The sequence below is a fragment of the Vibrio sp. 10N.286.48.B8 genome, from assembly GCF_003050085.1.
Lineage (GTDB): Bacteria > Pseudomonadota > Gammaproteobacteria > Enterobacterales > Vibrionaceae > Vibrio > Vibrio crassostreae.
Genome location: NZ_PIGD01000004.1, coordinates 154,352 through 179,505 on the forward strand (window position 1 = coordinate 154,352; position 25,154 = coordinate 179,505).

At 45.9% G+C, this 25,154-nt stretch carries 22 protein-coding genes; 3 read left to right on the top strand and 19 right to left on the bottom strand.

Annotated features, from left to right (window positions below):
- Positions 1-34 precede the first annotated feature (34 nt).
- On the bottom strand, positions 35-781 hold the full coding sequence (locus CWO08_RS07010; protein ID WP_048663874.1) for a flagellar brake protein: 747 nt from the start codon (positions 779-781) through the stop codon (positions 35-37).
- 274 nt (positions 782-1,055) lie between these two features.
- Between CWO08_RS07010 and CWO08_RS07015 the strand changes: the two genes are divergently transcribed.
- Complete coding sequence (locus CWO08_RS07015; protein ID WP_102397885.1) at positions 1,056-1,340, top strand: GNAT family N-acetyltransferase; 285 nt, start codon at positions 1,056-1,058, stop codon at positions 1,338-1,340.
- A gap of 11 nt (positions 1,341-1,351) precedes the next feature.
- The gene (locus CWO08_RS07020; protein ID WP_108020158.1) at positions 1,352-2,485 is read left to right on the top strand and encodes a phosphotransferase; all 1,134 of its coding nucleotides are present in this window, start codon (positions 1,352-1,354) and stop codon (positions 2,483-2,485) included.
- Between the two features lie 72 nt (positions 2,486-2,557).
- Here the strand turns inward: CWO08_RS07020 and dsbD are convergent, their stop codons facing one another.
- The 18 genes from dsbD to CWO08_RS07110 all read right to left on the bottom strand — a co-directional run bounded on the left by dsbD (position 2,558) and on the right by CWO08_RS07110 (position 22,837).
- On the bottom strand, positions 2,558-4,354 hold the full coding sequence (gene dsbD, locus CWO08_RS07025; protein ID WP_102478270.1) for a protein-disulfide reductase DsbD: 1,797 nt from the start codon (positions 4,352-4,354) through the stop codon (positions 2,558-2,560).
- Positions 4,351-5,310 carry an FAD:protein FMN transferase gene (locus tag CWO08_RS07030; RefSeq protein ID WP_102530221.1) on the bottom strand — a complete coding sequence of 320 codons (960 nt, stop codon included), beginning with the start codon at positions 5,308-5,310 and terminating at the stop codon, positions 4,351-4,353. Before CWO08_RS07030 ends, dsbD begins: the two co-directional genes overlap by 4 nt.
- Positions 5,300-6,526, bottom strand: coding sequence for a DUF3570 domain-containing protein (locus CWO08_RS07035; RefSeq protein WP_102530222.1), 1,227 nt, complete (start codon positions 6,524-6,526; stop codon positions 5,300-5,302). The genes CWO08_RS07030 and CWO08_RS07035 overlap by 11 nt, the downstream gene beginning before the upstream one ends.
- A gap of 70 nt (positions 6,527-6,596) precedes the next feature.
- Complete coding sequence (locus CWO08_RS07040; protein WP_102433279.1) at positions 6,597-7,097, bottom strand: DUF4266 domain-containing protein; 501 nt, start codon at positions 7,095-7,097, stop codon at positions 6,597-6,599.
- The gene (locus CWO08_RS07045) at positions 7,097-7,561 is read right to left on the bottom strand and encodes a TlpA disulfide reductase family protein (protein ID WP_102433278.1); all 465 of its coding nucleotides are present in this window, start codon (positions 7,559-7,561) and stop codon (positions 7,097-7,099) included. Before CWO08_RS07045 ends, CWO08_RS07040 begins: the two co-directional genes overlap by 1 nt.
- Before the next feature lie 71 nt (positions 7,562-7,632).
- A complete protein-coding gene (locus tag CWO08_RS07050; protein ID WP_102478717.1) occupies positions 7,633-8,838 on the bottom strand; it encodes a hypothetical protein in 1,206 nt (401 codons plus the stop codon).
- Positions 8,831-9,391, bottom strand: coding sequence for a tight adherence pilus pseudopilin TadF (gene tadF / locus CWO08_RS07055; RefSeq protein WP_102433276.1), 561 nt, complete (start codon positions 9,389-9,391; stop codon positions 8,831-8,833). The genes CWO08_RS07050 and tadF overlap by 8 nt, the downstream gene beginning before the upstream one ends.
- Entirely contained in the window at positions 9,381-9,824 is a 444-nt protein-coding gene (locus tag CWO08_RS07060) for a TadE/TadG family type IV pilus assembly protein (protein ID WP_102433275.1), read from the bottom strand. Before CWO08_RS07060 ends, tadF begins: the two co-directional genes overlap by 11 nt.
- Positions 9,824-10,564 carry a lipopolysaccharide assembly protein LapB gene (locus CWO08_RS07065; RefSeq protein ID WP_102433274.1) on the bottom strand — a complete coding sequence of 247 codons (741 nt, stop codon included), beginning with the start codon at positions 10,562-10,564 and terminating at the stop codon, positions 9,824-9,826. The genes CWO08_RS07060 and CWO08_RS07065 overlap by 1 nt, the downstream gene beginning before the upstream one ends.
- Complete coding sequence (locus CWO08_RS07070) at positions 10,561-11,412, bottom strand: type II secretion system F family protein (RefSeq protein ID WP_102433273.1); 852 nt, start codon at positions 11,410-11,412, stop codon at positions 10,561-10,563. Before CWO08_RS07070 ends, CWO08_RS07065 begins: the two co-directional genes overlap by 4 nt.
- Positions 11,409-12,323 carry a type II secretion system F family protein gene (locus tag CWO08_RS07075; protein WP_102433272.1) on the bottom strand — a complete coding sequence of 305 codons (915 nt, stop codon included), beginning with the start codon at positions 12,321-12,323 and terminating at the stop codon, positions 11,409-11,411. Before CWO08_RS07075 ends, CWO08_RS07070 begins: the two co-directional genes overlap by 4 nt.
- A complete protein-coding gene (locus tag CWO08_RS07080; protein WP_102433271.1) occupies positions 12,320-13,666 on the bottom strand; it encodes a CpaF family protein in 1,347 nt (448 codons plus the stop codon). Before CWO08_RS07080 ends, CWO08_RS07075 begins: the two co-directional genes overlap by 4 nt.
- On the bottom strand, positions 13,666-14,826 hold the full coding sequence (locus CWO08_RS07085) for a P-loop NTPase (protein WP_102433270.1): 1,161 nt from the start codon (positions 14,824-14,826) through the stop codon (positions 13,666-13,668). The genes CWO08_RS07080 and CWO08_RS07085 overlap by 1 nt, the downstream gene beginning before the upstream one ends.
- Positions 14,823-15,446 carry a CpaD family pilus assembly lipoprotein gene (locus CWO08_RS07090; RefSeq protein WP_102433269.1) on the bottom strand — a complete coding sequence of 208 codons (624 nt, stop codon included), beginning with the start codon at positions 15,444-15,446 and terminating at the stop codon, positions 14,823-14,825. Before CWO08_RS07090 ends, CWO08_RS07085 begins: the two co-directional genes overlap by 4 nt.
- A 7-nt stretch (positions 15,447-15,453) precedes the next feature.
- Positions 15,454-16,848, bottom strand: a complete 1,395-nt coding sequence (locus CWO08_RS07095) for a type II and III secretion system protein family protein (RefSeq protein WP_102478718.1) — start codon at positions 16,846-16,848, stop codon at positions 15,454-15,456.
- Entirely contained in the window at positions 16,841-17,722 is an 882-nt protein-coding gene (gene cpaB / locus CWO08_RS07100) for a Flp pilus assembly protein CpaB (RefSeq protein WP_102433267.1), read from the bottom strand. Before cpaB ends, CWO08_RS07095 begins: the two co-directional genes overlap by 8 nt.
- 30 nt (positions 17,723-17,752) lie before the next feature.
- A complete protein-coding gene (locus CWO08_RS07105) occupies positions 17,753-17,935 on the bottom strand; it encodes a Flp family type IVb pilin (RefSeq protein WP_102433266.1) in 183 nt (60 codons plus the stop codon).
- Between the two features lie 69 nt (positions 17,936-18,004).
- Complete coding sequence (locus CWO08_RS07110) at positions 18,005-22,837, bottom strand: DUF1566 domain-containing protein (protein ID WP_108020190.1); 4,833 nt, start codon at positions 22,835-22,837, stop codon at positions 18,005-18,007.
- Between the two features lie 265 nt (positions 22,838-23,102).
- Here CWO08_RS07110 and CWO08_RS07115 point away from each other — a divergent pair, with 265 nt between their 5' ends.
- Entirely contained in the window at positions 23,103-25,115 is a 2,013-nt protein-coding gene (locus CWO08_RS07115; protein WP_108020159.1) for a hypothetical protein, read from the top strand.
- The last annotated feature ends 39 nt before the right edge of the window (positions 25,116-25,154 follow it).

Sequence of the window (25,154 nt, forward strand, 5' to 3'; positions counted from 1 at the left end):
ACGGTATTCGGAGAAAGTCGCGTCTTAAAAGGCGTTAACCGTTTCGTAAGCAGAGCTTGGTGCCATCGAACTTTAATTTTGCCAACAAGTGCTTAGCGTTGGCTCGGCCAATATCATCAAATTCGACACCGTATCGAGCGTAGTGCGTCGATTTTTGCAGATTACAAATGATGCCCCTCAATGGCGGAATCAGCGGGCCATTGTAGTTTTCAGGCGTAATCTCAATCGACACTCGATCGGCAATCTGAATCGCGCGAGAAGTCGGTGAGGTCACAAAACGACAACCACTTTTCGATAAGTCTCTTATCTCACAGTTTGCTCGTTGGTCGTTGAAGATGATTCTTGAAGCTAGATTCACTTCATATCGGGTCTCTTTACGCAGTTGAGTCACTTGCATGGTACTTGGTGTAGAGAGCACTAAAATCGGAAAGGGTTCGCCAATCCTATGGTGAATTTGGCTTCTAAAGTGGATAAGCGCCCCTTCACCTCGCAGAGAATACGCACGAGCGGTCATCCAAAAGCCTTCTTGAAAGAAAAAGTTCAGATCTTCATTGGATACCTCGGGAACCTCAACCACAATACAGTTATCACTGTGCGTACCGATAAACTTGGTGGTGGCGAGAAACTTCGTGCCAACGGGAGTCGAGACATTTAATGTCAGCTCACTGCCGTGCTCAATCATGGCCAGCGCATCAGTGCTATTGATGGTGGAAACGGTGCGATTACGAGGGTCTTGAAGTGCCTGATTATGCTCCAAAGGCTTCTTCAGGGGTGCGTTCATTATATGTTCTCCATGCGCCAACATGCGTCTGTTAGTTATATTGGTAACTTGCTAACAAGGGGTTATTACGTGCTAGATTTAGTGGACGTACTCACATAGATTTATAGAGTGCCTTTTATCATTGCTGATTTTATATTAAGCCGATTGCACTGAATTATTTGCTGTGTTTGTAAGTACTTAGTTTTATTTATATGCACTTGCGTTAGTCTATTACAAGGAACTCATACTTCAAACTTTTATTGTTTGTCGTATCAATTATTTGCAGGAGTTGAGAATGCAGGCAGTAAAATGGGATCAAGAAGTGAACCAGATCACGGTAGAGTTAGAACCCAACCAGTTCGCGGTCGTTAAGTATCAAAAGGACGGAGATGTACTACATATCACGTCGACACGCATTCCTGATGAACTGCAAGGCAAGGGCTTTGGTAAGGTGATGATGGAGTCGGTATTGCCTGAAATTGAACAAGCTGGCTTCAAAATTGTGCCGGTTTGTAGCTATGTGGTTCACTACATGAATAGGCAGCCACAGTGGTCACATCTTCTATCCGAAAAAGCATAACAACGAGTAATATGTCTCAATCAATATCGTCAAATAATCGAGCTCAACCTGAAGCGAGTTCAAGTCAAAATCAGCCAGAGCTTTATCAACAAGAGTTTTATCAAAATGAGCTTTATCAAAAAATAGCGATCTCGTTGGGTTGTAACCAAGGATTTGATGTCCAAGTGATTCAACGCCTGTGGGGCGGGTATGGCGAGTTAGTTCGCTTGGTCTTTGCTAAAGATAATAGCGCTTCGATGAACAGCGTTATCGTTAAACATGTCGCGCTGCCAGATAAAGCGGAACACCCTAAAGGCTGGAATACTAAACTCTCTCATCAACGCAAAGTTCACTCTTACAAAGTGGAAACTGCATGGTATCAGTCCTTCACTCAACAATGGGACGAGCGTTGTCCTGTTCCAGTTGGGCTGCATTGTGAGCTACAAGAGGATGAGTGGCTTATCGTGATGCAAGACCTAGCAGATATAGGTTTTCCGTTAACCTCTCAGTTTGATGTGCCTGCTGTTTCTGACTATCAGGCATCTAGTTACACACGAGAAGAGCAAAAACAACGCGATGCTTGCCTTAAATGGCTCGCTAATTTTCACGCAAAACACATCAATATCAATCAACAACAGTCGTCGTCATTGTGGCAAGTCGGTACATATTGGCACCTAGACACTCGCCCCGATGAGCTGAATGCTTTGGCTGATGTCCCACTGAAGAAGCAAGCTAAGTACATCGACCGTTTATTAAAAGAGTGTCCATATCAAACCTTGGTCCATGGTGACGCTAAGCTAGCCAACTTCTGTTTTGATCTAGAGAGCGAAAACGCCGCTGCCGTCGATTTCCAATATGTGGGTCACGGCTGTGCGATGAAAGATGTGGCTCTATTTATGAGCAGCGCAATTAGGCCGCAAGATTGCCAAGAGTACGAGCAAAAGGTATTAGATATTTACTTCCAACACTTGAAAGATGCACTCGCGCACTATCAGCCACACCTTTCTTTCGATGATGTTGAAGCCGCATGGCGACCAATGTTTTACGTGGCATGGGCTGATTTCCAACGTTTCGTGAAAGGTTGGAGCCCTGAGCATTGGAAGATCAATTCTTACACTGAACAGCTGACTCAAATGGTCATCCAACCGTTAGAAAAAGCCAAGTAACTGGGGTGCAATAAGTAAACCAAATAAAAACGCCCAATCATTGATTGGGCGTTTAGGTCATTGAGTGATTGTCTAGTTTGTCAGGTTGTCTGGCTCTGCTGTGCGGGCTGCTACAAGCTGATTAGCAAGTTTGAGCTTGTTATTGAAACCTTCTTTATCAATATCTCCCATCACACGCGCAGGCTCTATTTCACCACTATCGGGGGAGTAAAAGAAAATAGCGGGTGGGCCGAACACATTTTTGTCGTTAAGCCATGCCATTTGTTCTGGTGAGCTTTCAGTCACATCAAGCTTTATGGTCTGCCACTCTTTCAGTTTTTGGCTCACTTGTTGGTCATTGAACACATTTGTTTCAATCACTTTGCAAGAGACACACCAATCCGCATAAAGGTCGACCAGTACTTTCTGTTTAGCGTTGGCAGCGGTTTGTATCTGTTTCTTTAGCTGATCAATCGAGTCTGTTTTCTCAAAGGGAGTAGCCGCAATAGGTTGGGCTGATTCTCGGTTTGCAAGCGGGTTGAGAGGATCGGAATTTCCTAGGAAATAACCCACAAACAGAATCAAGCCATAGCTCAGTGGCAGCAGAGCGGAGAATTTGCGAGTGCGCGCCCAGCCCGGTTGTGCCGCTTCTAAAGCGCCGAAATGGACACCTGTTCCAATAGTAAGTAGTGCCCATAAGATCATGATGATCGAAGGATCAATAAAGCGGCTTAACAACACGATAGCGACCGCCAATAGCAGCACGCCAAACACTTGTTTTACGGATACCATCCACGCGCCACTTCTTAGCAACAGACGTCCACCACTCGCTCCAATCGCTATAAGTGGAACGCCCATACCTAGTGCCATAACGAACAAAGTCGCTCCGCCAAACATCCAATCTTGAGTCGTTGAAACGTACAGCAGTGCCCCTGCTAATGGGGCACTGACGCAAGGTGACACAACCAAGGCAGATATTGCGCCCATTGCGAACACGCTGGCGATCTTGCCACCGCCCAACTTGTCTGAACCGTTGTTGAGTTTTTGCTGCAGTGCGGCTGGTAATTGAAGTTCATAGAAGCCGAACATTGCCAATGCAAGCAGAACAAAAATCGCTGCAAAGCTACTTAACAACCAAGGTTGTTGCATCGCGGCTTGCAGGTTGACCCCTTTTGCCAATGTGGTGACTAGGATTCCAGTCATCGCGTAACTGGTTGCCATACCCAGAACATAAGAGCTAGAAAGTGCCGCACCTTTCTTACCTGTCATTGCTTTTTCGCCACCGATGATACTGGCTAAAATTGGAATCATCGGCAGTACACATGGCGTGAGGGACAAGCCCAAACCGAGCAAGAAGAACACAAGCAGAGCCTGTAACTTACCTGCTTGAGAGAGGAACGACGACAAGCCATTGGTATCATCACTGATCTCACCTAGTGTTTGAACCAGAGAGCTTGATGGCTTCTCACTAGTGATTTCTGTCAACGCCTTGAGCGTAGGTAAATCCAGCACTAGTTTTTGTGGTAGATAGCAAAGCCCTTTGTCTGCACAGCCCTGATAGCGGACAGTGAGCTTGCCACTTCCTGTGTAAGGCACGGTAACGGTAAGCGGTTCGTGAAATACCACTACATTACCGAAGTTAGGGTCTTGTTTTTCTTCACCTGGCAGAGAGTATTGAGGAGCTAGTGTCGATAATGAGGACTCTTCTTTAAACGAGAAGCGAGATTGGTAAAGATAGTACCCCGGGTGTGTATCAAAGCGGATAACCGCACCTTGGTCCGTGGCTTCCCATGTAACGGGGAAGGCTTCTTCAACCGGAAGAAACTCGCTGTCTTGAGCATGCAAAAAGCCGCTAAACAATAGAATTAACGTGAGTAGATAGCTTTTCATGAATGCAAAAACTCCGTGTTTTGGTGAATGTGTAATTGATCGTCGATGTAAATAACGGCGCTCTCTTCCGGCACTGAAATGTTTGGGTTGAGCGTCAAGGAAGTGCTAAGTACACCTGCTTCCAAAGTGGAGGAAGCTATTGCAGTAACCGACAAAATCTTCTTTTCTACGTCTTGTTTCGAAAAAATATGAGATGTGGTTTTATCGCCGAACTGCATCTGACGTTCACTGTGGGCTGATGTAGTCAGCGCCGCGTCCGTAATCGGAACGGCAAAAAAAGGTGTCTTGTTGTCTCTTGGATCCAGAACCGCAATGTTAAATGGCGAACCATCTGGCTTTGTACCCAATGCATAGATATCGCCGCCAAAATTCACCAACATTGAAGTTGCACCAAGTCGCTTACCTATCTTTACTGCTTGATCGACCGAGTACTCTTTGATGACGCCGCCAAAATCGAAGCGGGTGCGTGAATCTGGAACGTGCAGCCTTGTCTTTTGTTGATCGACTTTTCTTTGTCGAACGATTGTCCCTTCTAGAAACATTGTCTCTTTTAGCTCCCAAGCCTGCTTGCCCAGTGCGGAAGAGAGAGCTTGAAACGCATGGCTGTGTGACATCTTCGGCTTCTGTTTTAAAAGATGCTTGATGCTGCCAACGGTGGTATCAAATGTGTCAAATGTCAGTTGGCTTAATCGATCGAGATGCTCAAAAACTTCCGCAGACTCCGAATCGAGTTCGACTTCACTGGTTGTGCGCTGATTAATATGTCGCGTTAGCCATGAATCATCGCTGTAGAAGTTATATTTGCCCTCTAATCGATGTGTGTTCTGCTCTATCTCATCAGCGATGTCTTTTGCGCACGCCTTTGGAAAGTGAGTCAAATCAAGCGATAAGATCTGTACTTCGCAAGGTACTGTCATGGCATGAAAGCGATGGACAAAGGGCTGCTTAGAATTCATAAGTTGCTCCAATCGCCCACCACTGTGCTTCAAACCCGTTGCTCTGTTCGTAGTAAGCCGCAAGCGCATTTAAACGCACGGTTTTATGGACCTTAACGCTCGCGCCAAGCTCATAAGCATTCGCAGTGAAGTTACCTAGGCGAAGGTCAGAAGTCGCGTAACCTGTCGAAGCAAAAGAAGGATCTGCGCTACTAGGATCGCGATAGAAATCTGCCGCATCTTGCGTATACCAGAAATAACCGGGTGCAAGGGTTAGCCACTCACTGACACGCCAAGATAATTTTCCGCCCAACTGATGAGACATCACGCCCCAGTCATCTATGAACCATTTGTATCGAGGTCGGATTTTTATACTGTCTGACAAAGAGTAAAAGGCCTGAAGATTAATACCGCCAGAGACTCGGGTATCGGGTCTAGAGTCTTGCCCCAAGAACACTTCGTCATCATCGATTTTGCCATCGTCGTTAATATCGACTTCGCGAAGAACCGTTAAATAGTGGTTGCTCAAGTAACCGCTACGGTAGCCTGCATAAGCGGTAAAAATGCTGTACAGATTTGGTGTAAAGGTTTGAGATAACCCCGCTTCTAAGCTGCCTGTGAAAATGTCTTCCCAGCTCTGGCTGTTAGAAGAGCCTAAAACGTATTTGCCAAATGCCTGAGTTTGGTCGAAAAGAGCAGAGCCCCCTAAGCTGTACGAACGGTTTTTAGCGCTATCAGCATAAATCAAGCCTTTACCATTGATACCAATGCTTTCGTAGTCTTCTTCTTGAGATACGTTACCGCCAAAGGTCCATTCATTACGCAGCCTGTCACGGTAGGTGGCACTCAAGCTGAGTGCTTTTCTTGTGTCTTCTAGGCCGACCTTCTGGACCTCATAACTGTCACGGTGAGGATCGTAACCCGCACGGATGACCTCATTAGTTTTATTCTGGGCTTGCTGAGTTTTCACGGCGCGATTTATCTTGTCGGCATCCGAACCTGGAGGTGTCGTAGGGCCCCAAGCTGGAGAAGCACCTGAAACACTGTCGTAGCTTATTTCTGCGTTTAGGGTCCAATCTAAGCCGATACTTTTTTCAATCGAAACCATGGTGTCATTGGCTGATACTCTGTCATCGTATTCCTCATAGCTAAGGTAATGAACAGAGACATGATCTTCAGCTAATGCCACATTAGCCACTGCCGCTGCACTGAGCAGCGTAATTGGTAGTTTTTTCATTTTGTTCTTATTTTGTTTTTGAAGTACTGAATATTTTTTATTGATTGAGTGTTTTTTGTCGATTTAATGGTTAGTTACAGCCACATCCGCCACCGCCAACACCGCTGCCACCCACAGAGCCTTGTTTGTAGGCGAAGACTTTTTCGGAGAACACATCGAATTCCGGTACTGGACCGCCCGGTTTCATCTCTTTTTGAGCTAGCGTTCCTTTCTCCCAAGGCTTTACCGGCTCAATGCCAAGAAATTCATCGACAAACGCTAACGCTGAAGGCTTGTTAGTCTCTTCTGGCGCTTTCTCTTTGATAACCAGCTGCTTTGCCTTTGGTGTGACCATGTCGATGTTGCGTCTTGTTGCGCTCTTGGTGGTTTGGTTTGAGTGCGTGCCGCTACTGGAGTAAACCGTGCTGGAGATGATCTCTTCTTCTACGATGGGACCATCGCTGTTAGTGCTGTTATTACTGGCTTGCTGCTCAACGGGCTTTTTTCCCAAACCACTAAGGTCGAGTTCGAGAGCTGCGTTAGCGGTCATTGGAATAGCAAGTAGCCCAATAAGGGAGGCTTTGATTAGCATTACAGTTGCACTCCCATCTTGGTGAGGTCGTCAGTAATGACGTCGCCAATGTGGTTAATGGCACCAAAGCGAATCTTGATAACCTTGCCTTGGTAGATGTAATAAAGTGCAGGCATACCGATAGGTTTAAACTCAGCGATCAATGCTTGCTCTGGATCGTTCACTACTGGGAATTCCAATCCGAGCCGCTTTTGAAACTCAAGGCCAACTTCAACATCTTCATCGACATCAACGCCTTTGAACGTCACGCCAGTGCCTTTAAGTTCTTTGTAGAGTTGGTTTACTTCTGGAAGCTCTTCTCGGCAAGAAACGCACCATTCAGCAAAGAAGTCGACAATGGTGAGCTCCTCGTTGTTGAGTTGCAGTTTCTTGATAACGTCTTGCGATAAAGAATCGCCTTCTTGATAAGCCAATGCAGGTAAAGAAAGGCACAGCGCCAATAACGCTAGGGCTCGTGTAAACATGTGTTTCTCCATATTGTTTTTAATTTATCTGTTTTAAATTCGATGCTTTTGAATCAAGCGCTTTGTTTGAATTAGCGAGTGAGTCGGATGCTTGCCGAGTATTCAACCGCCAAAATGTCGGAGAAGTACTCGTTAAGTTGTGTCGTATTGGTGGCACTGAATACGCGTAAAGGATTTCCTGCACAGTTCTCGAATTGAGTAATTCGAGATGGGCTGACGCCATAGCCGATGAAATTCATTTCAATGCCGTATTGCTTGATAGCCGTAGTGCAAAAACCAGCGTTCACCAATTGATTGAACGCGTCTCCTTCGTCAGCGCCATCGGTGAATAACACCAGTTTTCTTCTAGTTTCGGGTACAGTGCTTACGTTTATTCCCCATGCTTGTTGCCAACTTGGGATAAGCTGTCTCACTCCCCATACCAAACCTTGATAAGAGCGAGTACCACCGTTTGCAGTTAGGCTGTTTATCGAGTTTTGGACTCTGGAAAATACGTTGGTCAATGGCAACATTGGTGAGTCTTGATTGCAGTCGCTTAACCACTTACTTGGCGGCGTAAACTTCACAGGTCGCTCTGAATGCAGCGTCGCGAGGTTATCTACGGTCAGCGCCGCAGAGAAATCGCCATTACGATAGCTAAGTCCATCGATACAGTAGATTCCGGCTGCTTCTTTGGATAACCAGGGCGGGCGATGTGTTGCCACCCCAGAGTCAAAAGGAACGATCGAGATACTTACTGAATCTAAATCGTTAGCGTTATTGCTCTGAGATTGAATCGTATTCAATGCGTTGGACAAAATAGATTTTAGTGATGACATGTTTGAGCCCATGGAGCCAGATACGTCGAGTACCAATACCAACTCTGTTGGAATCGCAGAGTGTTTGCTTTCAACCCCCCCCTTAAAGCCACCACCTGTTGCAGTCACATTTTGGTCGTAGCGTTCATAGCTGAAATGCGGTAGTAGCGGTGTAACGGAGTAACCTAGGCTAATTCGGCAGCCTTGGTTTTCTGGCGTTAATCCACTCACACCTTTCAGTGTTGGGTGATAGTAATCTTGGTATACTCGCATCATTCTCGGAGTCGCCTCATCAGCAAAAGCACAAGCCAGTGCGGCAGAATCAGCGGCTTGCGCGGCTCGATTAGAAACCATCACTTGCGCCGATATCATCAAAGTGCCGACGGCGATAAATAGTGCAGGGAGCAGCAGTGCCAAGAAAGAAAGGGTGATCGAACCTTTTTGCTGACGGGCTAGGCTGCTAAACATTGACTTAACCATAGTGCTTACCTATCACTACAGATGAGCTCTTTAGGCTTTTTGGAAGATCGAGCCGTTCGTAGTCAAATGGTGTCTTTACGCATAAGGTCAGCTGAATCAAAGTTGATGGTTTTCCATTCAATGCAGGATCACCGTTGCCTACAACAAGCATGTCCGTAAGGTCCTCAATAGGTGGATCACTTTGGCAGTTGCTTCCCGCATACAGATATTCGTATTCCCACGTCGAAGCGGCAGTATCAAAGACACGACTTTCAAGTAAAAGCCCAATATCGCCACGAGCAATGCTACTCGGCAGATAACGTTCAGCGAGCACGAGTAATGGACCTTTAAGAGTCTCGGGTAAACCATTCTTACCTTGCTCAGGTTTGAGTTGAGTTGAAGAAATCGCATTCACTAGGTTGTAGGTAACATTGTCTAACTGAGTCTGCATACTGAATAAGCGGTAGATAGCAACGAACCCCCACAGAATGATCATCATCGCGAGTACGACAAATGGAAACTCAACAGCAGCTGATCCCGCTTGTTTTCTCGGGTGTGTTTTATTAACCGTCATAGCTCACCAATACCTTTTTTTCCAAGGTTGTCATTTTCCCGCTACGTTCTAAAAACTGGGTCGAAAGGCTCGGCAGCAGAGCGAATGAGAATGCGTAGGACACCGTGTACTCCCCCAATACTGCTTTGCTTATCGGTGCCGCTTTCCTGTTAACTAAGTCCGGTAGGTTTTCAACGTATAAAGGTTGAGACAACTTGATCTTGCTGCGATCGAGCAGTGGGAACTTGTCGATAGTGTCGATGAAAACTTGGTTTGCTATGGGACCAACTGGTCGAATTTTGACTTCTCGAGCTCCTGCATGAACGGCGACATCGAAGATGATGCTGACTAGCAGCAGGCGGCAGATCTCAAAGACCCCTATTATCAGCAATAGAAACGGTAGGGTGATCATTAGAAACTCAACGCTATTCGCACCTTTCTGACGAGAGAGCATTATTGTTCTCCTCGATCAGCGTGAGCGGCTAGGGCTTGATAATACAAGCTATTGTTAGCGTATTCCGGTTGCGATAAGTGTTCACGAGCGATCGCTTTTGCAGACTCGCTGTCGCCAGAAAGCGCGTAAGCCAACGCAAGGTTAAGCTGGAGTTTTACGCTAGCTTCACCTCTGACAAAGATCGGGTGCAGAATACGAATCCCTTGATCTGGTTTACCATCGAGTATCCAAGCCATAGCGAGGTTGTTTCGGTATTCGTTGCTTGAAGGCATTAAGCTAAGGGCATTTGAGTAACACTCTCTTGCCTTGGAATACTGTTTATTGAGCGAGTAACTGACTCCTAAGCTATTTTGAGCAACGTCATCGGACGCCTCCAGTTGAACAGACTCTTCAAGAGCTGAAGTCGCTTGTTCAAGCTCTCCTAAAGCTAACCATGAACGACCTAGCTCACGGTAAATCGCACTGGATTGATTAAGCTCGATACCACGCTTTAAGTAATGCAGTGCTTCGTCATAACGACTGGCTTGATTGGCTGCAGAGCCCATCAACAGCAGTAACTGCGGGTCATTGGGTTTCGATACCAACATTTTTCGGTAGAGATCCATGGCGCTCTCTGGCTTACCGTTCATTAACGCAACTTCTGCCACTTTCATGTTTTCGGCGGTATCTTTTTCAACGTGGTTAGTGGATTGACAGCCGAACAATATCAGCGACAAAAAGAATAACGGGATGGTTCTCATAAGCCCCCCAGAGTTTGTGTAAGAGACAACATGATTGGCACAACGATGATGCCCACCACAGGTAGCATGATGAAAACCACCAAAGGGAATGACATTTTGGCTGGTATTTTCCCCACCCATTCTTCCAGTTCTAAGAAGTGGTATTGACGGCTATCCGAAGCGATCAGTTTGAGGGCGTCAGCGATAGGCGTACCGTATTGCAGCGCTTGGTTCATGGTAGTGACAACGTTGTTGATGTCAGACAGTTGTACGCGTTTGTCTAAGTTGTTGAGTGCCGTTTGTGGTGAATCAAGAACCGATATCTCAGTTGCTGTGAGTAGCCATTCGCGTGACAATGCTGGAGAGATAGAACGCATCTCTTCACCGACACAGCGAAATACCGCTTCGAGTGTTAAGCCAGATGCAACACACACCACCATTAGGTCGACGGCATCGGGTATTACTCGGCTGATCTGCATTCGAACTTGGTTCACACGCCATTCAAGAATACGATCGAATAGGATGCCGACCACGATGCCGATAGCGATACACTCTGCCGCCGAATTCATCGTTAGCACTTGGATGCGAGTGGCATACCAAGTAACAGTACCTGCGGCCATGGTGAGCAACCTAAGTCCTAAAAAGTAGATCTCTGCATTAGGGTTCAGCCAGCCAATCAGAACGAGCTTTTGACGTCGAGACTTCTCACCTTGGAAGTGCCACTTACTCGACGTGTTTTTGTACTTTGAGGAATAGCTTGATACGCGATTCAGTCGCTCAGCCACAACGTCTCGTTTGAACGAAGATAGATGTGCGATCAGCGTGAGAAGAACAGCTAATCCCAACAGCAGCATGGCAAAATACATCATGATGAGAACCTCTTATTACGAGTCAGAGCATTCAAAATTAAGGTGCCGATGCTGATGCTAATCAATGCATAGGTCAGCACTCGTTGACCTAGTTCAGTGTTAAACAGCTGCTTAATCATGTAGGGCTCAATTAAATAGATGCCACCTAGCAACCCAATGGGTAAGACAGAGAGAAATAACGCTGTGATGCGAGGCTCTGAGGTTAGGCTCTTCACCTTCTTTCTCATCGCTCGGTTGTCATGCATGGTTCGGCTTAAGCTATGAAGAATGTCGCGCAGTTGACCACCATTCGACTGGTTAAGGATCAGTGCAACAGAGAAATAACGAAAGCTGCTGTAAGGAAGACGAATGCACGTATCATCGAGACTCTGACGAAGACTAAGGCCAAGCGCGAGATTATCGCGAAGGTAAGAGAACTCTCGTCCTAGCAAACCAGGTTGCGTTTGTGCCACTTGATCAATCGCTTGTGGGATGGATAACCCTGCTGATACCGCTCTAGAAATTAATCCAAGGACGTTGATGATGTCTTTTTCAAACTCTTCTACTTGTCTCTTTCTGCGATAAAACACAATGGCGCAGGTACATATGAGCCACAGCCCAACCGCTGCAAGTAATCGAAGGTGTACTGGAAGCTCTGGCACTAACAGGTAACCAGCAACTGGCAAACCAACAACCATTGAGGCGATAAAATACTTATCCCAAGCAGGTAGCAAAGCATTTATTCGCAGGAAAAACGCATGCAGTTTGTTGGTGCGCTGGTGGCTCGACTTTTTGATAGAAACGTCTGCAGGGCTTGCTTTGTATGAACCAGATACCAAGGACAGTCGCTTATTAACAATGGCTTGTTTTGAGTTGAGCTTTATTAGCCAAACCGTAGCCAGCAGCGCAGAAATAGTAAGAACAAAAATCATCCGGCTTCAAGCTCCATTGCCACCCTTAGTTGAGCGTCTAACTGGTGATATTTCGCTTTTTCGTTGAAGCTTGGTACGCACTTGGCACTCTTATATTCACCAATTAGGTTGCCTTGCTGGTCTTCCGATAACGTTTTAAAGGCGAACAGTTCCTGAGTGACGTATTGCTCGCCCTCTAACCCTTGCACTTCGGTTATTGAAACAATGCGTCGCTTACCATCGCGCATTCGTTCTACTTGGATAACCACATCAATGGTGTTTGCGATTTGGCGACGCAGTGAAAATAGAGGCAGTGTCGCCTGGCTCATCATTAGCATGTTCTCCATTCGCACCAGTGCGTCCGTTGCAGAGTTGGCGTGAAGTGTACACAGCGAACCATCGTGGCCTGTGTTCATCGCTTGCATCATTTCAAAGGCTTCATCGCCACGAACTTCGCCTAAAATGATGCGATCTGGTCGCATACGTAGCGAATTTCTCACTAACTCTCTTTGAGTAATCGGCGTTAAACCTTCTGCATTGGCTGGGCGAGTTTCTGCACGTACCACATGGGGTTGTTGCAGGCGCAGTTCTGCTGTGTCTTCAATGGTGATGATGCGCTCTTGAGGTGAGATGCTGAAAGACATCGCATTAAGCAGGGTGGTTTTACCTGCACCGGTACCACCCGCAACAAGAACGTTGAGACGAGAGCGAACGATAATATCAATAAGCTTAATCATCGAATTCGACATCGCACCAAACTGTGCCAATTGGCTCAGTGTCAGCTTCTTTTCATTGAACTTACGGATAGAGATGTAGGTTCCATCAAGTGCGAGCGGTGGGATCATGACATTGACACGGCTGCCGTCGTCTAGCCTTGCATCAACTAATGGATTCGATTCATCGATTCGTCGACCTACTTTGCTCACGATACGTCGCGCTAAGTTGAGAAGCTGCTCTTCATTACGAAATTGGACCGTGGTTTTTTGCAGTTTTCCTGAACGCTCGACATAAATTTCACGGTAACCATTGACCATGATGTCAGTGACTGTTTGGTCTTCAATAAGAGGTTGGAGTGGCCCCAAACCTAAAAATTCATGTAGGAGCTGCTCTACAGAATGAGTCACATCCTGATGACCGAGTGGTAACTGTTTAGAGATTACAATTTCCGATACCATCTCTGAAATTCTAGCTTCAAGATCGGACGCACTTAAACTCACAACAGCCGATGGATCGATTGCCTTGATGATCTCTTCATGAATCACATGATAATGATCACGTAGCGAGGGAGCGGATGTTAACGTTTCACGTAATCGAGCTTGGCTGACTTCAATAGGATCAACCGTGTTTGCTTTTTGACCAAACATTATGCACCTCGCTTCCAAAAACGGCGGCTGCTTTGCTGCGATTCACCTGTGATTAATTCAACTAAAGCGTTGAACGCCACTTTCACTTTTCTGTTGCCTTTGTGGGCAGGTTGACCAAGTGATGACTTGCTTAAAAAGTGGTTCGGGGAGAATGGAATGAGAACGTCTACCGGTACACCTAACGACTTTTTCACATCGTTAACTGAAATCATTGAGCCTGAATCAGACTTGGTGTGATTGAGCACAACAAGCGTTTGGGAGTTGGTTTGATTCTGAAGTCGTTTGATGATCTGGCCGGCATTGCGGATAGAGCCGAGTGTAGGCTCAACGACAATCACTCGGATATCGGCACTTTTCAGTGCGTCAAAGCCAACTTGATCACGCAAAGAGTAAGTTGGGATATCCACTAATAGGTAGTCTGAGTTTTGTAGGCAAAACTTAGTAAATTGGTCCAATGCACTCTTTTGTGGCCAGAATGGTGTGGCATCTAAAGGTAGATAGCCAGTAAAGAGAGTGTGCTTTACAGATACGCTGATCCCACTACGTTCGAATACTAACGGGTCTAGTCTCTCTGGGTATTGTAAAAGCTCGATCAATGCTGAGTTCCCTTCAACATTGAGTAGCAGATCCAAATCGCCCATTGAAAAGTCTAGGTCTAGACAAGCCACTTTCTTATCGAGCTCTGCTAGTTGTTGAGCAAGAGTTGCAGTAATGGTACTGCTGCCTGAACCGCCTTTCGCACTGACAACCGAGATGACTTTTTCATTTCGTTTTTCGCTGTTGTTTTGTAAAGCCGCGAAAGAAACGTGTTCCAGATCTTGTGGAGTCACAGGAGGCACTAGGTAATCACTCGCGCCTGATGCCAGCATGCCACGGTAGATGAAAATTTCATCTGAGTGGCCAATAGCGATAACTTGACAACCTGTACGCTTAATTAAGCGCTGTACTGCTTGTTTCGACTCAGCCAGCTCACAATTCAACACATCGAGAAATACTGTCTTAATACCATGCTTCAGCACGTGTCGCACTACGTCGTCTTCTTGATTTGAAGAGACTGTGATGTTGTGGATACCAAAGTCATTCAGTGTGTGCGTAAGCGCTAGGGTATCGAGTTGCTCAGACGCTGCGATCAGTACCGTTAACTGGTGTACTTGATTCATAGCGCACCTCCTTGCGTGGTCGTCGAAGAACCATTATTTGTCTGTTGGTTTTGGGCTGGTGGAGCAAAGTAGTTATCGATACTAGAGACAGCTTTCTGCCCTTGAGCACCATTAATCGGCTGACCGACGATCAGGTCTTTAGGGTTGGCTACCATTTGTGCAAGCGCGTTGGCATTTGCACACCCAAAATTGCGCTGAGTGCGGTATGCGTTGAGCGTGGTTCTTGGCGTTTTACCCGCGTCACAGGCTGTGACTTTAGCTCGGTAAGACTCGACTAAAATAGTGATGTCGCCTTTACCTTCTGTTGATTCGTCTGATACCCAAATTTGTGATGGATAGAGGCCTGATTCGATAAGATGAAGCCTTACTTTCTCTAGTTGACGTTCACCTTTCTGAGTCGTTTTTTCGATTTTGACCATCAAGCTACTCGCGCTGCCTCGACGAGAGATAAAGTCAGAAATATCCGCTTTTTCCTGAGCCGACAGCGTTTTTCCTGCAAGTGTCAGAGAGAACTTGTTAGTCACAGAAATCACATCGACTGATGGTTGCTGAGTGGTTGGCGTAGGTGCGCATCCCGCAAACACAAATAGGGCAGGGAGCAATAAGGATAATTTATTCATGATGTCCTCAGTAATAGAACCCGTTGTCACCCAGCAAGCGAGGCTTGTGGTTGTCGGTGTATGTGTCTTGGTCGTGTGTTCTTTTTCGTTGAATTCTTGGCCATGCCAGAAGACGTTCTACATCGCTTAGTGGAATGAGACCGTCGGTTGGTAGCTGCATCGAATCTGAACGAGTTGGCTGTACTAGGTAAGCCGTGACAATGATGATCAACTCTGTTTCTCGGCGAGTGAATTCAGTTGAACGGAACAGGCTTCCTAGTACAGGTACTTCACCGATAAGCGGCACTTTTTGCAGTTGTTCAATGTCTTCTGACTTCAATAAGCCGCCCAAGGCAAAGCTCTGTCCACTGGCTAATTCGATGGTGGTAGCGGCACTACGGGTAGTAAAAGAGGGGAAGTTAGTCCCGTTTACCACTTGTTGGTTTTCGATGGAGACGTTACTGACCTCTGGGTTCACCTTTAAACTGATACGATTTTGGCTGAGCACCGTTGGTGTAAAGTTCAGTTTTACCCCGAAGTCTTTGTACTCGATTTGAGTGGTATCAGCCGTAATCAATGGTAATGGGACTTGACCACCCACCAGAAACTCAGCGTCTTCGCCGGACATCGCCGTCAAGTTAGGCTCAGCCAGTACAGACATCATGCCATTTGTCGCTAATGCATCAATCAGTGCGGTAATGCTTGGTTTACCCCAGCTGCTGACATTCGGCAGTTTAGAGAATGAAAACTGTCCAACACCACCTGCGATAGAGCCCCACTTGATCCCCAATTTGTTAGAAACATTTCTCGAGACTTCAGCGATTTTCACTCGAATGTTGACCTGGTTTGGCATAGTGACAACCAATTGATTAATCAGCTCATCTTCATTGGATTGCATTGGCTGATCTTTAGTCGTCGTATTGCTAGTACCTGCATTGTTTTGAGTGTTTGAGCTTTCTTGTTGCTGGGTTTGGTCAATAATAGGAGACAGGTAGCCTTTCGCTAAGGACACGATATTATGCGCCATCATAGGTGAAGGCACTTGCCCTTTTAGCCATAACTTTCCACCCAGAGATTCCGCGTTTACGGACGCTTCTGGGAACTTGTTTTTGACCAATTCATTGAATTCGCGACTGTTGTGAGTCACGCGAATCTTATTGGTATAGATGACGCGTTCTTGCTCGTTCAAAACGGTGATAGTGGCACTGCCAGCTCGCTTACCAAATACCATCACCTTGGTGTTGGTTAAGGTTTGGTAATCAGCAATATGGGTGCTAGATATGAAAATTGACTTCGCTTTTTCTGGTAAGCGAATCATTTTTGCCTCATTGATTGTCACATCAAGTGCAGATGCTGTTGATGCAAAAGAGAGGCACAGGCTTGATAGTAGGAGAATCCCCCACCAACGACAGGTACTAGCCATTGTTATCAGCTCCGGTTTTATTGTTGATCGTTTTGTTGTCGGCTCTAAACTCCACCAAACCGACGTCAGGCAATACCTGAGTAGTGTCTGGCGAGATGGCTTTCAGCGTCGCTGAATTGGCATTCTGAGTTTGATTTGGGTCTTCGTTTTGCCCGCGTAAGACGAGCGTTAACTTGCCTAATTGTTTAGCCAAAACAACTTGGTTTGCTTGCTCGGGGGTTACCTCTAAAGAGACACTGCTGTCGTCAGGGATACCGTTTTCATAATGATTAGATTCGCGGGCCTTTTGATAAGACTCAGCCGTTTGTTTGTCATTAAATGCCAAGACTCTCACATCATGAGCAATCGTTGTGACATACAAACCCTGCGATGAATTGCCATAACGAAGCAGCTCACCATCTTGTGAACCGAGCAGGAGAATATCTACGCGGTCGCCCGGCTCAATAAAGCCCGAATTTGATGTCACCTGATCAACAGGCACTGAGATAGCGCGATAACCTGGTTGTAGCTTTAATGAAAGCGAGTAGCCGCCTTCTGGCTCGGTAATATCCGCTTTCGACAATATCGAGTCTTTGACGAGCTTGGTACGTGCAAGCCCCGACATAGAGTGATCAGCAGAAATATCTTCCGGTGTCACATGGTCGATGTAGTTCTCCAACTCTTGCTGTGGAACTTCTTTCCATCGGAACGAGTTTGGTGTATAGGCTTGACCTATTTCTATCGTGCGAGTTGGAACCAGCACTTTGACCGTTTGCTTAACGGCTTGTTTAGAAGAGGTGGTCGCAGACTCGCTATTGGTTTGGCTCAACAGTAAAACGGATATTCCGAGCACCGAGCAAAATAACGACAGCAACATGAGTCGCTTGGCAGTCATAACTATTCCTTTAATTTGCAATAAACGGGCTTACTCTGAGGCTTGTTGTGCGTCTTTTAGTTTGTGGACTACAGTACCGTAGGCGTCACTGATTGCTTTTGTTAGCTCACCGTTCTCACCGCCAACAAAATTGAGTAGTACGACTGCCATTGCTGCTGCGAGAATGGCGTATTCGATTGCGGCTGCACCGCGTTGCTTTTTCTTGTTCAACATTTCTTGTTTCCTAGATGAAAACAGCCTCAGCAGAGGCTGTTGTAGTAATTAATAAGAGATTTGGAGTGCCTATTTGGCAACGAGTCGGTATAGGTAGCGGCCGTCGTAACTTTCAGTACCCACGTCTCTTTCATCCATGGTTGTCATATTCAACCCGACGACACGACCATAAGGAGCGGCATCACTGGTGATATAAGAACCACGGTTCGAGTAGCCACCACTCGTCACGTTATTAAATTTAAAGACATCGGAATTGATAGGTAGCAGCCCGTACAGTTCTGCTTTTGATGGGTAGCGCCAGTTTGCTTTACCACACACCTTTTGTGTATTTCGTGTTGAAATTAAAGGTGTTACCTCTACGTACTTCTTGAAACGACTGCTGTCTCCGTTGGTAAACAGTTGCCAAACGCGCTTACTGTCAGCGTCTTGCGCGCAAATTGCATTTTGGCGATCGACAACGACGTTCCCTTGCATATCTAGGTACTGGTATGTGTTTACCTTCTCTCTAACCAGACGCCCTAAGATGACGGCATCTTCAGTACCACCGACTTCCGAACGACGGACATCTTGGTAGCTGCGTTCAGAGCTGTAGTTTGTGATGTATTGTTTGGTGTCCTTTGCTTGATTCGACCAGTAGTAAAAAATCACGCCACCGTAATAGCTAGATTTGTCATACTCAGGATCCAGCCCTCGGTGATGAGGGAATGCATCGGTATCGATTGTTATGGTCGAGTTTGAGCTAGAGATTGCTTTAGTTTGTAGTGAAAGTAGCTGAGACAGCGCTGGTACTTGCCAATCATTGAAGCCACATAAGTTCGCATTATTAGTGCTTTCCAGCAGGCCGTTACTGCCTAATACACTCGCTACACCAGATGCCGAAGCGTCATAAGCAAGATCGTCAGCACCATTTGGTCGACCGTCTTTGAGCAGTGTCCAAACTCGGCGTTTGCCTGTGATGTTAGTGTCTTCAACACAACGCCAGCCTTGTTGGTAGGTGGTGCTTTTTGGTAGGTAGTTGCCTAACTCGTCCAATTTAGCGAAGCGGCTGCTTACCATTGCGTCTGCTTGAGAAACGCTAAAGCCATTGTCTTTTGCCAGTTTCAGTCCATCTTTTGCTAGCACTTTTGATTGTACTAAGTTGTGGATTTTGGCCGTCGTATTCATCTCACTGATAAACTTCTGGAACAATGTAGTTAGGGTGGCAAACTCCGAGCCCAGCGATTGTGTTGATGTATTCAGCTCACTTGCGAACGAATTAACCATGCCATATTGATACTTTAGATCTGAGATAGCCTTGTACAGGTCTAAACTTGCCTGGTGAATATCCTTAGCCAGTGACGCAGAGCTTAGTGCGTTGGTTGAGCTGGATAGACTTACGGATTTTTGCTGCATGAACGTCAATTTTTGAGCAAATTCAGAACCAGAGACTAATGCGCTCAGTGCAACGGTGTTTTGCTCTAATTTAGCGACTTGTTCCTTATACGCTTTGACTTTGTTAATGAATTCAAGGCTCTCAGCATCAGTTCGGCTTTGAGCAACAGAGGCCTGAAATTCAAGAGCTTTCAGCTTTAGCTTCGTATTCTTAAGATCATCTGACCATGGTTGGGTTAAAGCCTGCAGTTCTACTATTTTAGCTTGAGCTTCCGTTTCTAATGCAGCATAACCTTTGCTCTTAGATTGGTTGGCGGTTAACCAGGTTTCTAGATAAAGCTCCGTAGCGTTAATTTTCGTATCTTGTGTACTCAGAAAGGCGGTTATTTCAGTCGTCGCGCTATCTACACCAGTGAGTAACTCTGTACCTGATGGCAATTGCCATTTAGCGTATGCGTATTTTGAATAATATTGCTCAACAGATTCTTGGCCTTTGCTGATAGTGACAGCGACGCCATTTTTATCCGCTAATACATTCACTGACTGATTCGATACCAAGTAACCACTTCTTAGATTTGATGGCAGTGTTGCAGGATCTCTCTGCGACAACGTGATTACTTCACTGGTGTCTGGAAGTGTCCAACCCGCAATACCACAATCATCCAGTTGTGCGACTTTATCGAATACAGTATTGATGTCTGCAGAGAATCGTTCCGCCCAAAACGTCGGTTCCCCTTGCCCTTTATCATCGTATTCAGCAATACAATTGAGCGAGTACGTATTCCATGAGCCACCATAACCAAAGTCAGCAGCTTGAGAACGAGTTTTCATTGGTACGAATTTTAGGCCGACAAAGCGGCTGCTTGCTGCTGTTGCCCAAAGCGTGTCGCTGGTTGAATTTGCTACACCTTCTTTCGCATGTGCTTTTAGTCGGATGCCAACACTAGCCTTGTCATATGCTTCAGGACCAATGAAATGCGGGTTTGAAACAGCAGGGTGCCAAGTCAAGCCTTTGTCGTTGGTGAACTCATAGTATTCGGCTTCATCAAAGCGAACAGATTGACCATCAACGTTGGCCGTTAAGTAGTCCCACTCAAAACCATTGGTCTTGATTGGGTTTGAGCCAGTGAAAGTGTTGGTAATCTCAGGCGAGGTTGGTGCTGGAATCTCAAACACTTTGGTGAAGGCTTGTGTGGGTAATGCTGCTACGCCATGAGGCATGCCATTCGTCGGGTTTTGAGCGACGCGTATTTGAACCTCACCGATATTCTTGTCGATATTACCGATCACAACCGGTTTTGCGGTGACTTTAGTCCAAGTAGAACCTGAGTCGAGCGTGACTTCGAAATGCTCTGGTTGTGTGAATTCGCCAAAGTATGTCCAATCTAGCGTGTTGTCCGTATCGTTAACCACTAGGCCCGTTGGAGCATTGGGTGCTGATGGACGAACGGTAAACGCAGCATCATTTGTCAGCTCTGATCCACTAGGACGACCGGTAATTGGATCTCGTTTGACTCGCACTTGAATTGAGTTAATAGCGTAAGCTTGATCGCTTAACTGATAAGGTTTCTGAGTAACTGTTGCCCAACCAGTGTTGAGTACATTGATCTCGTAATTCGCAGCTTCTGAGAAGCCTGTTACGAATGTCCAATCAAATGTGTCTAACCCATCGTGAGTGATTGGAGATGTTGGTGCCGATGGCTTGTCAGGTGTTACCGAATATGGCTTATCTGAGCACAGCGTTTCACCAGGATCATGTTGAGGATCTGTTCCTGCTTTCACTCTCACACAGACTTGCCCCTTAGCAAACGTCTCATCTGGGACTGCTTGTGGGTTGCTAGTTACCGGGCTAAATGTAAGACCTCTGTCTAGTGAGTATTCGTAGAAGTCATTGCCTGCAAACTTTGTAACTTCTGTCCACGCAAACGTGTTTTCAGCATCATCAATAATCGGCAGGGTTGGCGCAACAGGCTGGTTTTCTGAGCGAGTGAAAGCCGTACCAATCACTAGTGAATTGCCTGCAGGGCGAGCATCTTTCAAATTTGATTTTACACGGATAGAGATGCTGTTAGCGGCAAGTGAAACGTTGCCAACCACATATGGAAGTTCAGTGACAGTATTCCAACCGTTACCTAGATTAATCTCGTAGAAAGATGGCGCATCATATCCAGAGACCCAAAGCCAGTTGATCTGATTGGTGCTGTCGTTTGCAAAGTCCAGCGCAGGTTTTACTGGTTGCGCTGGGGTTACTGTCATTGGTTTGTCTGACATAGCACTTAAGCCGGTCGGGTGACCTAGGGAGTCATCCTTCGCGACACGTACTTTTAGATGTCCAACTGGAATGTCTAAGTCTTGAATGCGTTGAGGTTTTTCAGTAGCTTTTACCCAGTTAGCACCGTTATCTAGAGAGTACTCGTAGAGAGATAATTCATTAAAAGAATCGACCAGCGCCCAATCAAATTCATTGCTCGCGTTGTCCACTGTGACCCAAGCGGGTGCTGCCGGAACTGTCGTTAGCGTAAATGCTTTGCTTGAAAGAAGCGGTTTACCTGCTGGAGTATTCCGTGCACTAGAGGCTGCGACTCGAACCTGAATAGAGCCTTTATCGAATGCCTGTTTTCCAACCACAATCGGTTTGCGAATGACAGTCGACCAGGTGCTACCGGAATCTAAGGAATATTCGTAATCTGTGTTTTGGTTGAATCCACGCACAAACTGCCAGTTGAAAGTATCTGATGCATCATTGACTTTACCGTGTTTTGGCGCTGGTGGTTTAACCACGATTTCACTACCGTCGATATCTTCTTGCGAGACTTTGAGCTGCTCTCGGTACTCCTTGCCGAGTTGCTGCAGAGCACTGTCTGTCCCAGACGCACCGTGTGAAAGTCGATCCGTTTTGGCTTTGAACTCGACCAAATCAAGATCAGCGAGCTTGTATATTGCACCTTTACGGGCGTTAACTTGGTCGACACCTGCGTCTACTGAAGCTTTTTGGGCTTCTTGCAGTACGCGAGTCACACCGCGCGCAAACATGTGCACTTCACGGCCTTTTACCGAATTTGAAGCAGAGTAATCACCCAATGCTAGGCTTTTGTCGATCCCTAGGTCGTTAGCAACAAGCTCAGTTGCATCATCGAAACTGATACCGCTGGACTTTGACACACTGGCAATCAGTGAGGTAACTGGGCTTACGACGTCCGAGTTGTTACTTGGTACTTCTAAGGTAAACCCAGACTCAATTGCTTGGTTGGGGGTATCCATATCTACGGTTATGCCTGCTACGGCTTCAACCAACACTTTGTATTGAGCCACATCATCGTCGACATCAAGTTGGAATTGTCCTTTGGCGTCCGTTGTCGCAATGTCTCCATCGGCAGAATCACACATCGCATTGCCATTTTTGTCTAAACAGACCTTGGCTTTGTGCAAATAACCATCTAACGCTATACCTGAAATATTCGAGGATTTTGGCTGAGTTTGTGACTGGCTAAGCTTGGGATCTGAGTCTGCACCACCACAAGCAACAAGCATTGTAGAAACGAGTGAAACACCCGCCAATTTGTATGGATTCCTTACCACTTGAACTCCAAAGATTTATAAATTACCCGCTAGAAAGGATAAGAATATTAATTTAAATGATAGTAGTTATCAATATCATTTGATCTTTTATTTGGTTAAGTGATTTAATAGCAAAATAAAATACTACTCATACAACAATAAACTAGGTGAATCGGTCGAAAAAATGCGCAATAAATTTTTAGTATGCAAATTGTCACTAGCTATATCTAGTGCCCTAATGGTCGCAGGGTGTGGGGGGAGTTCTGATGGAGAGAATCCAGTTGGAGCGACCACTTCAGGCCATGCTTTTCAAAGTTCATTAGTATGTGCTGATGCAGATCTGAATGGTGTATGCAGTGAGCAAGAAAAACTCATTACAGACGTTTCCGGGTATGCACAACAGAGGCAATATGATGGTGCAATTTTAACCGCTTCTCCTGGTATGGAGCTGGTGACGCCTTTCACTACTTTGATTCATAGCGAGATGATGTTTAATCCAACGATTAGCAACGATATAGAACAGGCTAAAGCATCGCTTCAAAGTAAATTAGGTGATCATGTCGGTGTGAATTTTGCCTCACTAGACACAACATATGGACCTAAAGATAAGTCTAATGTGTTGCTAAAATCGCTGAAAAAGGCACAAACTGACGGAAAGCAAGCTGCATACACAAATATTGCCCATGCTCTCGACCTCATGATCGAGCATAAAACGTTGGACCTTTCAGGCGTCGATGTCGCGGGGACTGCTTCGAGGCACTTGCAAATAGAGGATGCTCTGGTTGTTCGCGGTTCTCAATCGGTGCCAGAATTGTCTGGTGCCAAATCTATCGCTCTGAATCCAGCGAGCAGTCAGGTAGTGTTTCTAACGGCGAATGATGTCGTGATGCAAATCGATAGCTCTTCACGTAATAAGCCAGTGACTCTTGATAATGGTTTGGCGTCCCAAGCTAATTCTGGCTTGATTAGTATTCGTTCTCATGACGACGATCATGATGACGATGACGATGACGATGACGATGACGATGACGACGATGATGACCACCATGGAGGCGGAACTGGTGGTGTAGAGATACCGGTAGAGTCTAATGAAATCATTCAGTTAGTACCTACATTGAATGGTAGCCAAGCCTATAAAGTTTATAAGCCTACGTCTTACGCCTCACCGACGGAGAGTGATATTTGTAATAGTAAAGGTGCCAACGGCATCTTCTTATCGAGTCTGACGAGTACCAATAATAATAGTGGTGCAAAGGCGTTTAAGATTGATAGCTACAGTAGCCGAAGCGGAGGAACGCTGCCGCCAATTCCTACGCCGAAACCTAAACCTGCTGAAACTCCTGATTCTAGTCAATCATGTATCAACGATAACTTTACAAAAGTGATTCCACTGCTGCAAAGCGGCTCGTTATTGGCAGTTAAAAATACTGGTAGTTCGATTTACTCGCAGCAAGAGGTTAGATTACTAAGTGCTGACAAGTTAGCGATGAATAATTGGCGCCACGCACTCAAGTCCTCTTCGCCTCAGATCATGCCATCTTACGACCAAAGTGAAGCTTTGATTGTTTATAAGAATTATTTTTCGAGCGCCAATTTAGCGGCTGAGGTTATTAACACAACTAACTTATCCACCAAGATGACTATTGATAAGTTGAACCTGAAAACAGCCAATATTGTAGCGAACCAGCAAATTTTGTTGGGGCTAGACAGTAACAAGCTTGAATGGGTTTCAAACTCGATTCAGCAAACGGTACTCGGGGAGTTGGATGTCGATTCCACCATCAGTAAGATAGCAACATCGAAGGATGGCAAAATAAGTGCGGTTGCTACAGCGAACATTCTCTATATCGTTGATAACACGAATAGAACCTTGATAGTGAAAGAGGTGTTGAGCAGTTCGGCAATCAACTCTTTGTATGTATTGGCTGAAAAAGTGATTGCGCTGACTTCTTCAGGGGTGGATTACTATCAATTCCGAAATATTAGTGGTCCGGCTCTTAAAGTTGGCAGCCAACTGGTAACAAAAGAACTCCTTAAAAAATGGGAAGACAGTGGAAACTCAAGCTGGAACTCTACTAACTTGGGCTACATTCTTTCTCAAACAGGAACGGAAAGTAGCATTTCTGATAAATTCAAAAATGTTAACCTTTCATTCTCTCCTTCTAACGCAACAACCTCGAGTGGCATCACAGGAGTGAACGTTAGCGGCTTAGAACGAGGTGAGTGGTTAACCTTTTATAAAGCCCTTTAAAGGCATTCAATCAATAAAGAAGGGAGGCTAACTCCCTTC

Excerpts from the sequence above, each read along its gene's own strand:
- tadF (WP_102433276.1), bottom strand. The coding sequence starts at position 9,391 with ATGACGGTTAATAAAACACACCCGAGAAAACAAGCGGGATCAGCTGCT.
- CWO08_RS07115 (WP_108020159.1), top strand. The coding sequence starts at position 23,103 with ATGGTCGCAGGGTGTGGGGGGAGTTCTGATGGAGAGAATCCAGTTGGA.
- CWO08_RS07040 (WP_102433279.1), bottom strand. The coding sequence starts at position 7,097 with ATGCTAATCAAAGCCTCCCTTATTGGGCTACTTGCTATTCCAATGACC.
- CWO08_RS07090 (WP_102433269.1), bottom strand. The coding sequence starts at position 15,446 with ATGAATAAATTATCCTTATTGCTCCCTGCCCTATTTGTGTTTGCGGGA.
- CWO08_RS07010 (WP_048663874.1), bottom strand. The coding sequence starts at position 781 with ATGAACGCACCCCTGAAGAAGCCTTTGGAGCATAATCAGGCACTTCAA.
- CWO08_RS07015 (WP_102397885.1), top strand. The coding sequence starts at position 1,056 with ATGCAGGCAGTAAAATGGGATCAAGAAGTGAACCAGATCACGGTAGAG.
- CWO08_RS07110 (WP_108020190.1), bottom strand. The coding sequence starts at position 22,837 with ATGCTTGTTGCTTGTGGTGGTGCAGACTCAGATCCCAAGCTTAGCCAG.
- CWO08_RS07075 (WP_102433272.1), bottom strand. The coding sequence starts at position 12,323 with ATGATTTTTGTTCTTACTATTTCTGCGCTGCTGGCTACGGTTTGGCTA.
- CWO08_RS07095 (WP_102478718.1), bottom strand. The coding sequence starts at position 16,848 with ATGGCTAGTACCTGTCGTTGGTGGGGGATTCTCCTACTATCAAGCCTG.
- CWO08_RS07035 (WP_102530222.1), bottom strand. The coding sequence starts at position 6,526 with ATGAAAAAACTACCAATTACGCTGCTCAGTGCAGCGGCAGTGGCTAAT.
- CWO08_RS07080 (WP_102433271.1), bottom strand. The coding sequence starts at position 13,666 with ATGTTTGGTCAAAAAGCAAACACGGTTGATCCTATTGAAGTCAGCCAA.
- CWO08_RS07020 (WP_108020158.1), top strand. The coding sequence starts at position 1,352 with ATGTCTCAATCAATATCGTCAAATAATCGAGCTCAACCTGAAGCGAGT.
- CWO08_RS07030 (WP_102530221.1), bottom strand. The coding sequence starts at position 5,310 with ATGAATTCTAAGCAGCCCTTTGTCCATCGCTTTCATGCCATGACAGTA.
- CWO08_RS07060 (WP_102433275.1), bottom strand. The coding sequence starts at position 9,824 with ATGCTCTCTCGTCAGAAAGGTGCGAATAGCGTTGAGTTTCTAATGATC.
- CWO08_RS07045 (WP_102433278.1), bottom strand. The coding sequence starts at position 7,561 with ATGTTTACACGAGCCCTAGCGTTATTGGCGCTGTGCCTTTCTTTACCT.
- CWO08_RS07070 (WP_102433273.1), bottom strand. The coding sequence starts at position 11,412 with ATGATGTATTTTGCCATGCTGCTGTTGGGATTAGCTGTTCTTCTCACG.
- CWO08_RS07085 (WP_102433270.1), bottom strand. The coding sequence starts at position 14,826 with ATGAATCAAGTACACCAGTTAACGGTACTGATCGCAGCGTCTGAGCAA.
- CWO08_RS07105 (WP_102433266.1), bottom strand. The coding sequence starts at position 17,935 with ATGTTGAACAAGAAAAAGCAACGCGGTGCAGCCGCAATCGAATACGCC.
- CWO08_RS07050 (WP_102478717.1), bottom strand. The coding sequence starts at position 8,838 with ATGGTTAAGTCAATGTTTAGCAGCCTAGCCCGTCAGCAAAAAGGTTCG.
- CWO08_RS07065 (WP_102433274.1), bottom strand. The coding sequence starts at position 10,564 with ATGAGAACCATCCCGTTATTCTTTTTGTCGCTGATATTGTTCGGCTGT.
- cpaB (WP_102433267.1), bottom strand. The coding sequence starts at position 17,722 with ATGACTGCCAAGCGACTCATGTTGCTGTCGTTATTTTGCTCGGTGCTC.
- dsbD (WP_102478270.1), bottom strand. The coding sequence starts at position 4,354 with ATGAAAAGCTATCTACTCACGTTAATTCTATTGTTTAGCGGCTTTTTG.